Source organism: uncultured Methanobrevibacter sp., assembly GCF_937898925.1.
In the GTDB taxonomy this organism is placed as follows: Archaea; Methanobacteriota; Methanobacteria; order Methanobacteriales; family Methanobacteriaceae; genus Methanobrevibacter.
In genome coordinates this window covers 1-9973 of the sequence record NZ_CALDKF010000062.1, presented here as the reverse complement: position 1 = coordinate 9973, position 9973 = coordinate 1, and the positions used below count along the sequence as shown (strand labels likewise).

The 9973-nt window shown below is 33.2% G+C and carries 8 protein-coding genes; all 8 read left to right on the top strand.

All coding sequences use genetic code 11. The annotated features are described in order from the left end of the window. The coding region (locus Q0409_RS04850) for a polysaccharide biosynthesis C-terminal domain-containing protein (RefSeq protein WP_298535676.1) at positions 1-560 on the top strand (560 nt) is incomplete at its 5' end. A gap of 87 nt (positions 561-647) precedes the next feature. Next, a complete protein-coding gene (locus Q0409_RS04845; RefSeq protein ID WP_298535674.1) occupies positions 648-2762 on the top strand; it encodes a pyruvate formate lyase family protein in 2115 nt (704 codons plus the stop codon). 53 nt (positions 2763-2815) lie between these two features. Next, entirely contained in the window at positions 2816-3589 is a 774-nt protein-coding gene (locus Q0409_RS04840; protein ID WP_298535672.1) for a 4Fe-4S cluster-binding domain-containing protein, read from the top strand. A 113-nt stretch (positions 3590-3702) separates the two neighbouring features. After that, the gene (locus tag Q0409_RS04835) at positions 3703-4938 is read left to right on the top strand and encodes an MnmC family methyltransferase (RefSeq protein WP_298535670.1); all 1236 of its coding nucleotides are present in this window, start codon (positions 3703-3705) and stop codon (positions 4936-4938) included. A gap of 4 nt (positions 4939-4942) precedes the next feature. After that, positions 4943-5470 carry a flavodoxin domain-containing protein gene (locus Q0409_RS04830; protein ID WP_298535668.1) on the top strand — a complete coding sequence of 176 codons (528 nt, stop codon included), beginning with the start codon at positions 4943-4945 and terminating at the stop codon, positions 5468-5470. Between the two features lie 193 nt (positions 5471-5663). Further along, entirely contained in the window at positions 5664-7664 is a 2001-nt protein-coding gene (gene tgtA / locus Q0409_RS04825; RefSeq protein ID WP_298535666.1) for a tRNA guanosine(15) transglycosylase TgtA, read from the top strand. 92 nt (positions 7665-7756) lie between these two features. After that, on the top strand, positions 7757-8101 hold the full coding sequence (locus Q0409_RS04820; protein WP_298535665.1) for a nascent polypeptide-associated complex protein: 345 nt from the start codon (positions 7757-7759) through the stop codon (positions 8099-8101). Between the two features lie 393 nt (positions 8102-8494). Next, positions 8495-9973, top strand: a 1479-nt coding sequence (locus Q0409_RS04815) for a YhgE/Pip domain-containing protein (protein WP_298535663.1), incomplete at its 3' end; no start/stop codon positions are given.

Sequence of the window (9973 nt, the reverse complement as noted above, 5' to 3'; positions counted from 1 at the left end):
AGTCATTTAAGTACTCATTATTAATCTTATTGCCTTTATGTATAGGGGTCTATTTCTACTCTCCATACATAATAAATTTAATTTATAGAAGCCAATATGCTTTAGCTTCTCCAGCTATGCAAATACTCATTTGGACAGTGGTATTCCTCTTTATCAATGGTGTAGCAACATCCTTACTAAATTCAATTGGAAAAGAAGTTTCAGTAACCAAGATTTACCTTGTTGCTGCAATATTTAACATTGTTTTAAACTATCTTACCATTCCTGTTTGGTCATATATTGGTGCATCAATTACAACAGTGCTTAGTGAAATATTGATTTTAGTGCTTATGATGTACTCCATTTCCAAAACAGAGTACAAACCGGATTTATCATTATTAAAAACTATAATAAAACTTATTGTTTGTGGTGTTATCTTAACTATTGTTCTTCATTTAATTAATGTGTCATTATGGTTAGCAATTCCAATTGGTTTGATTGTGTATCTTTTAGCATTATTTATCACTAGAACAATTGATGATACTGATAAATATATTATTAATGAATTACTAAATAGATAATAAGAATAATAAATTTTTATATGAAAAATTATTACTATTTATTAGTTCTATTCTTTTTTTATATTCTATGAATGAGGGAGCTAAACTATGAGTTTTTTAAAGAAAATTGCAAAGCCTGTTTATCACAAAGCACAAGATAATTCAATGGGTAGAAGATCCATTACTTTAGCTTTTTTACTTCGTAGATTGACAAGAAGGTTTGGCAGTAAAGAGAAAGCCAGCAGTTATTTAGCTAAAAATATGCACAGATTCTACATCACTGGCTCTAAATTTAATAAAGGAACACAAATCAAGAACCTATTTAGGAAAGTGGATATTCATATTCCGAAATCAGGATTCATATTCTTTTTAGATGAATTTAAACATTTGTCTGAAGATGGACATATAATCGATAATATATCTATAGATTATTCTAAAGTTCTAAAAAGTTCCGTTTATGAATATAATGAGTTATATTTCCATCCTAAAGCAGGCCGTGGATTTGCTCGTGACTTAAGTTCAGATTTTATTAAAAACCAATTAGATGCACTTGATGGTATTGAATTATTGATTTATAGAATAATTAAGAAATTAAGGAATTCCAATCATAAGGATAGGGCTAAATTTGCCCGTTATTTTGAAAATATGATTGATAAGCCAGCAGAACACTTTGAAGAGGCACTGCAACGTATTTTATTCTACAATCAGTTATTATGGCAAACTGGTCATGGTTTGAATGGTCTTGGCAGATTGGACAAGATTCTTGAAGACTGCTATTTTGATGATTTAAACAGTGGGCTAATTACTCAAGAAGATGCATATGATTTAATCAAATCATTTTTAAAGACATTGCATACTTATTATTGGTATAAAAGCGCAGCTTTAATGGGAGATACTGGCCAAGTAATCATTCTCGGTGGAAAATATGATGATGAATATGGTGAATACTATTTCTACAATGATTTAACTTACATGTTTATTAGAGCAATAAAAGAGCTTCATTTGCCAGATCCCAAAGTATTGCTTAGGGTAAGTAGTGAAACTCCACGTGATTTGATTGAATTGTCCTTGGAAACCATCAATACTGGAATTGGCAGCCCATTGTTCTCTAACGATGAAGTGGTTATTGACAAAATGATCGAATTTGGATATGATAAGGAAGATGCAAATAATTATGTTGTTTCCGCTTGTTGGGAACCTTCTGCTGTCGGAAAAGGTTTTGAACAAAACAATATTAATTTCATTTCATATTTAAAACCTTTAAATGAGTTTTTCGATAATGAAACAGAACAATTCTTAGAAAATGTAAATAGCTTTGGTGAATTGTTTAATTCATATAAATATTATCTAAAAAAAGATGCTGATGAGTTGATAGCATTCCTTGACAATATTGAATGGAATAATGATCCTTTGCTTTCCTTGTTTATAGATGACTGCAATGAAAAGAATATGGATATATCTCAAGGGGGAGCTAAGTATAATCATTATGGAATCACTACCGTTGGACTTGCAAATACTGTAAACAGTTTATATGCTATTAAGAAACTTGTCTTTGAAGATAGGAAATACTCCTTGAATGAATTGAATAAAATGAGAAAAAATAATTTCAAGAAAGACAAGTATCAGGCGATTTTAACTGATTTAAAGAATGTCAATCCTCGTTTTGGTATGGATGATGAAGAAATTTTGGATATTTCCAATGAGATTATCCAATTTTTAGAGGATTGCTTTAAAGATTACACCAATAAGTTTGGCGGTAAAATCAAATTCGGTTTAAGTGCACCTTCCTATATTAGCGCAGGAGCTGAAATCAATGCTTCATTTGATGGAAGAAAAGCCGGTGAACCTTTATCCACACATATCTCTTTGGACACCAATAAAGACTTTACAGAAGTATTGCGTTTTGCATCCAAATTGGATTATGGTGGAGCAAAATTCAATGGAAATGTAGTTGATTTAATGCTTTCACCTGATTTCATTAAGAATCATACTGATAAATTTACAGATTTCATTTATTCAAGCATACAATTAGGATTTTTCCAAATGCAGATGAATGTTGTAGACAGTAAAACATTAATTGAAGCAAAGGAAAACCCTGAAGCACATCCAAATCTCATTGTAAGGGTTTGGGGATTCAGTGCATACTTCAATGACTTGCCTGAAGAATATCAGGATTTATTAATTAGTAGGGCTTTAAAGAATGAAGGTAAAATAGCTAGTTAAACTTTTAACGATTTATTCTTATTTTTTTAATTTTTATATTTTTAGGTAATAATATGACAGTTAGAATTACAAATATACAGCATTTTTCATTGGATGATGGTCCAGGAATCAGGACAACTGTATTTTTAAAAGGATGTAATCTAACTTGTCCTTGGTGCTGTAATCCAGAAAATATTAGTTTTGAAATAGAAAATTACACTCATAATAGTCAAAATGAATCCTTTGGATATGATATTTCTTTGAAAGACCTTGAAAAGGAGATTCTAAAGGATGAAGCATTTTACGTAGAGAACAATGGAGGAGTAACATTCTCTGGGGGAGAGCCATTGCTTCAAATAAGAGAATTAGAACCTCTTTTAAAGTCATTAAAGAGTAAAAATATTAACATTTGTTTTGAAACTTCACTATCTGCACCTTCTAATCTTTTAGAAATAGCTATTCAATATATTGATGAAATTTTCATTGATATGAAGGTATTAGATAAAAAAGAGGCTAAAAATGTTTTAAATTTGGATATTGATTTATATTATGAGAATTTAGAATTAATAAACAGTTCCAATTTAGATAAGAAAAACATTACTTTTAGAATTCCTTTAAACAATGAATATACATTAAAAGAGGAGAATATAAAAGATATTTTAAATTGTATTGAAAAATACGCTGATTTTAATGTAGAGATTTTTAAAACCCATAATTTAGCAGAAAGCAAATGCAAATCATTAAATCAGGAATTTACTATTTTTTCTCCTGTTGATGATGAAGCATTAAATGAAGTCTTAGAAAAAATTCAAGAATTGAATTCCAATGCTAAAATAATTAGTTTATAATGATTTAATTTTTCAAATCAATTCTTAAATTCATTAAACTTTAACTTTAAATAATAATTAAACTAATATTAAAATAGTACATTTTTTATAATTATAACAATTCAAGTGATTAAATGAGCTATGTTGAAGAGTCTACTGTAATTGATGAAACCATTTATGATTTAATAAATGAAGCATTTGACAATGAGAGAGAATACAAGGATGCCAAGTATAGAAATTCCATATTCTCCAAATACAATGACTATTTTGTTAAGACAGATGATGGATCATACAGCATCAAGTCAAAGGAAATAAATCATAAAGTCGAGACCCTGCATACCTCAACAGGTGCAATCAGTGAATCATTTGAAAAGTTCATAAAGCCATTAAAGCTTGATTACGGTGAAGACATAGCTATTCTAGACATCTGTGCAGGACTTGGATACAATGCATCTGCAGCTATTGATGACTTTTTAAAGAACAGTGATAAGAATCTGCACATTGATATGCTTGAAATATCCAAGCCAACCCTTGCAGCTGGATTGATGGTTCCTTCTCCAATAGAAGCTCATGACATTACCAAAAAGGCAATAGAGCAATCATTAATCGATTGCGAATATGCCTCATTGGAACTTGAATGCACTGAAATTCCAGAAAACATTGGCTTGAAGATTCATATTGATGATGCAAGGCAAGTAATACAAAAACTTCCTGATGCCACTTATGATGCAATATTTTTGGATCCTTTCAGCCAAAACATGTCTCCTGAATTGGTGTCAGTAGACTTTTTCAAGGAGTTTAGAAGAGTGATTAAGGAAAATGGAATTGTCTGTACATATACTTCATCCGCTCCTGTAAGAATGGGTTTTATTGAAGCGGATTTTTATGTATCCTTAGGTCCAATCTTCGGACGTTTCCAAGGTGGAACATTGGCTTCACCAAATCCTAAAAATCTTACAAAATCACTTCCAAAGAATGATGAGATAAAGATGGCATTGTCTGATGTAGGTATTCCATTTAGAGACCCAAATCTAAACTTATCCTCTAAAGAGATACTTGACAACAGGACTGAAGAAAGGCATATGGCACGCCATAACACCAAAATATCATCCGCTGTAAAGACTCCTATATTCTTAGGCCAAGAGATGGATGATGAACCATTGAAGAGGAGAGTTGAGAGAAACCTTGTAAAGATGAACATTCCAGGGGTTCTGTCAAAAGAGGCATTCTATATTGTAGAGCCTGAGAATGATTATAAAGAGGAGTATTTGGAAGATAACAATACCCGAACACGTGTTCTGGAAATGATGAGCCGTTTGGAAGAGATTAAAAATAAAGGGAGCATGTCCATTATAGAAAATGGGGAATGAAATCATGAAAATAATAATTTATGCTTCACAATATGGATCAACAAAACAATATGCTGATGAGTTGTCTAAAAGAACTGGCATTGAAACAGTGGAATACACTGAGATTACAGACATAAATCAGTATGATACAATAGTCTATCTTGGACCTTTATACGCTGGAAGCATCATGGGTCTAAAAAAGACCCTAAATAAAATCAGGAATGTTCAGGATAAGAAACTTATTGTTGGAACCGTTGGATTGGCAGACCCTAATGATAAAAAGAATAGGGAAGAAATCATGAATGGAATAAAGCAACAGGTTCATGGATGCATTTATAATAAGGCTAGAGTATATTTCTTGAGAGGGGCAATAGATTATTCAAATCTAAACCTGAAGCACAAAACAATGATGGCTTTTATCCATAGGAAAGTAAAAGGAATGAAGGAAGAGGAAAAGACTGCAGAAATAAATGCGGTTATTGAAACATATGGGAAAAATGTCAGTTATATTGATTTTGATGCTTTGAATCCAATAATCGATGAAATTCAATAGGGTATTTTGATGCTTTGAATCCAATAATCGATGAAATTCAATAATCTATTTCATTAAAAAACTTTTTAAACTAATAAGTTAATATAAGATATATAAATCTATTTTTTTATATTTTTAAAAGATTTTAGCATATTTACCAATTTTAAAGATTTATTAAATTTACTTTTTATTATTTAGCAAGGATGAGAAAATCATGTTTGAAATTAAAGCAAAAGATATGAGAGGAAGAGTGGGTGTCTTAAAGACAAAGCACGGAGATGTCAAGACCCCTAACTTGATGCCTGTAATCCATCCAAGAAAACAAACAATTAATGTTAAGGATTATGGTGCAGACATTGTAATCACAAACGCTTATTTGATTTATAAGGATGAGGACTTAAGCAAGAAGGCATTGGATGTCGGATTGCATGAGCTCATCAATTTTGATGGTCCGATCATGACTGATTCAGGTTCATTCCAATTGTCTGTCTACGGTGATGTGGACATTACAAACAAGGAAGTAATCGAGTTTCAGGAAGCTATTGGAACCGATATAGGTACTTCCCTTGACATTCCAACAGGTCCTTATGTTGATAGGGAGAAAGCTGAAGAAGACCTTGAAATCACCATTGAACGTGCTAAGGAAGCCATCAGTTATGTTAAGGATAACGATTATGAAATGAAAATAAACTCTGTGGTACAAGGATCCACATATCCTGATTTGCGTGAATACTGTGCAACTGAATTGACCAAGCTTGATGCAGACTTGTATCCGATTGGAGCAGTGGTTCCTCTTATGGAAATGTATCACTACAGGGATCTTGTTGATGCTGTAATGCATTCAGTAAAATGCTTGCCTGATTCCAAGGCACGTCATTTGATGGGTGCAGGACATCCTATGATTTTTGCCCTTTGCGTTGCAATGGGATGTGATCTATTCGATTCAGCAGCTTACATCTTGTATGCAGAGGGAGACAGGTTCCTCACTACAAGAGGTACAATCAAGCTTGAGAACATGACAGAAATGCCTTGTTCCTGTGAAGTGTGCTGCAAATACACTCCTGATGACTTAAGGGCAATGCCTAAGGAAGAAAGAGTGAAGCTCATTGCTCAACATAACCTTCATGTAAGCTTTGCAGAGCTTAGGCTCATCCGTCAAGCCATTGCAGAAGGGAGCTTGATGGAACTTGTAGAGGAACGTTGCAGAGCTCACCCTATGCTTCTTGATGCATTGAGACATTTAGGCGAGTACAGTGAAGACTTGGAAAAGTATGACCCAAGAAGCAAGAAGTCTGCATTTTTCTATACTGGTCCTGAATCATTGAAAAGAGCAGAGGTTACAAGACACTTAAAGCAATTGGAGAACATGGATAAGAAGAAAAACCTTGTTGTCCTTCCAGCTTATAGAAAGCCTTACAGCAAGTACTTGTCAAACAGCTTTAAGGAATTCCTTGTTTATGCAAAGGATGAATCAAAAGGTGAAGACGAGCCTTGCATAATTGACAATAAGGAAACTGATTTTGCTGTTTTGGACATTCCATTTTGTCTTATTCCACTTGAATTGGATGAGGTTTATCCATTAAGCCAAAGTGATGCCCCTAAGATTCATGACAAGATTGCTGTTGAGTTTGTAAGGGACTTCCTAGTTGATTTTGCTGAAAATTATGATAATGTATTGATTCATCCTAAGGTATTGGATGAGCTTGAGCTTGATTTCATTGAAGAATACCCACATCCTGAAGAAATCAAGTTTGAAAAGGATGACATCAAGAAATTGAAGGCAATCGCTGATTATCAGTTCGGCCATGGCGCTGGAGATGCATTATTCACTGGAAAGATCAAGATTGAAAAGAGTAAAAAGACAGGTAAGATCAGACATGTGTTTGATAAGAACCAAAACATTGTCAATATGAGAGCATCAGACAGCTTTTTGATTCTTTCCAAGTTAGGTGCAAAAAGACTTGCAACTATTGATGGAATGAGAAACAAGGTAATGATTGACAATAGTGTTGAATCCTTTGCCCGTGATGGAAAAAGCGTATTTGCAAAATTCATCATTGATTGTGATGAAAACATAAGATCAAATGATGAAGTCTTGATTGTGAATGAAGAAGGAGAGCTATTGGCATTCGGTAAAGCTCTTTTAAATCACAAGGAGATGCTGGACTTCAAGACAGGTCAAGCAATCAAAACAAGAAAAGGATTTAAAAAATAAAAATTATTATATATTCTAATTTATAGAGTATAATTAAATAAAATTCAAAAAAAATATGATTATTGTTTTAATAAAATTTTAGAGGAAATATTATGATACCTGGTATGAACCCAAAGCAATTAAAGAACATGCAAAGACAAATGAAGAAAATGGGTATGGACATGAAGGAAATTGAAGGTGTCCAAGAAGTTATTATTCGTTGTGATGATAAGGATTTAATCATTTCACCTGCAGATGTAAGCTTAATGACTGTTATGGGTCAAGAAACCTATCAAGTCACTGGAACTGCAGTTGAAGTGGAAAAGGAAATTGAAATTCCAGAAGAAGACATTGAAATGGTTGCTAACACTGCTGGTGTAAGTGCTGCAGATGCTGAAGAGGCATTAAGAGAAACCGGCGGAGATTTAGCAGAAGCTATTTTAAAATTAAATAGTTAATCAATTTCAATTTTCCAATTCTTTTTCTATTTTTTTAATTTTTCTTTTTTAATTCTTTATTAATTCTTTTTTTAATTATTTCTATTTTTGTGTTTCACTATTTTTTTAAAAGCCTTTTACTTTTTTATAACTTAACTATATTAATTATTAAATATAAATACTAATAAGTACATAAAATTTAATAGATTATACAGATTTTTTTTATAAAATTATAGATGAATTTATAGATTTTACAGATTTTTTAAAGATAACCATATTGTTTATTTATAGATTGATTTATGGATTTTACAGATTTTTTAAGATAAATATATTGCTTTATATATTTACAGATTTTTCATATAATTTATGACTTTTTATGATTTTACAGATTTTTTATAAATTGTGAGGTTAAATATGAGAGAATTAAATTTAGGAAGTGGGCTAGGTAATGTACGTGAACTTCTTAAAAAGGATTTTAAGGATGTATTCACTAAAAATCCTATTGTTGTCTTGACATTGCTTGCCATTATAATTTTACCTTCTTTATATGCTCTTATAAACATTCAAGCTTGTTGGGACCCTTACGACAATACTGGTAATCTTGAGTTTGCAGTTGCAAATCTGGATAAAGGTGCAACATTTGATGGTGAAGACATTAATGTAGGGGACCAACTGGAAGACGAATTGAAAAGAAATGATGATTTTTATTGGACTTTTGTAAGTGAAGATGACCTGCGGGAGGGGGTTAAGAATGGAACGTATTATGCTGGAATAGTCATTCCAAAGAATTTCAGCAGTTCCATCAAATCCATTACCTCTGATGATCCTCATTCTGCAGAATTGGAATACATTGTCAATAGGAAATCCAATCCAATGGCTTCAAAATTAAGTGATTCTGCAGCAAGAGCGGTTTACAATAAGATCAATGCAAACATTGTCCAATTCATTAATGTTGCTGCCTATGAAAAATTAGGAGACTTGCAGTCTGCACTTGCTTCCGGTGCAAGTCAGATGTCCTCTGGTGCTGGACAATTAAGTGCTGGTGCTTCAAAAGTGCAATCTGGTGCTTCTCAAGTAAAATCTGGAGCAAATGATTTGAAGAAAGGAGCCAATGACCTTTCTGCAGGTTCTTCTCAAGTTAAAGAGGGATCTTCACAGATTTCATCCTCTGCAGACCAAATTTCTGCTGGTTCCTCTCAAGTGCAGGAATCTGCAAAGCAATTAGACAGTGCTGTTGATGAAAGTACCTTGCCTGATCAGATTAAGCCAGTTGTGCATGGTTCTAAGGAATTGGCTAATGCAAGTTCTGATTTGGCTGGAGCTTCAAGCAATCTTGCACAAGGATCTTCAAAATTAGCAAATGGTTCAGTTGATTTGGCTGAAGGGGCTTCTAGTGTTGCAAATGGAGGTTCCCAATTGGCTGATGGTTCTGTAAGCTTAGCTGCAGGTTCTGCATTGCTTGCGAATGGTGCTTCTTCTGCATTGTTTTCAGCTTCAAGCGGTCTTTCAGGTGCTGCAGATTCCCTTTCCAGCATAACTGGTGTGAATGAAAGTGAAGTTGGAGAGTATATTTATTCTCCAGTTGTCTTAAAGGAAAATGAATTCTATGCTGTTCCAGATTATGGTTCTGAAGTCGCTCCGTTCTATTTGGTTTTATCCATGTGGGTAGGGGCAATAATTACTTGTGTGATGCTTAGAACTGGACAGTCAACAGGAACCAAATACACTCCTTCTGAAATGTACTTTGGTAAGCTATTGATTTTCTTGGTTATGGCGGTTTTGGTGTTACCTACCTTGGATGGGACGGTAAGCTTGAGCAGAAGGTTGCTATCAATGGTAAGACATTGGTTGATATTGTGCTCACTGAGGCAGCTCACGCATTGGACGACGTCA

What these genes read in the sequence shown, in the direction of transcription:
- Q0409_RS04820 (WP_298535665.1), top strand. Translation starts at nt 7,757, where the DNA reads ATGATACCTGGTATGAACCCAAAGCAATTAAAGAACATGCAAAGACAA.
- Q0409_RS04830 (WP_298535668.1), top strand. Translation starts at nt 4,943, where the DNA reads ATGAAAATAATAATTTATGCTTCACAATATGGATCAACAAAACAATAT.
- Q0409_RS04845 (WP_298535674.1), top strand. Translation starts at nt 648, where the DNA reads ATGAGTTTTTTAAAGAAAATTGCAAAGCCTGTTTATCACAAAGCACAA.
- Q0409_RS04835 (WP_298535670.1), top strand. Translation starts at nt 3,703, where the DNA reads ATGAGCTATGTTGAAGAGTCTACTGTAATTGATGAAACCATTTATGAT.
- tgtA (WP_298535666.1), top strand. Translation starts at nt 5,664, where the DNA reads ATGTTTGAAATTAAAGCAAAAGATATGAGAGGAAGAGTGGGTGTCTTA.
- Q0409_RS04840 (WP_298535672.1), top strand. Translation starts at nt 2,816, where the DNA reads ATGACAGTTAGAATTACAAATATACAGCATTTTTCATTGGATGATGGT.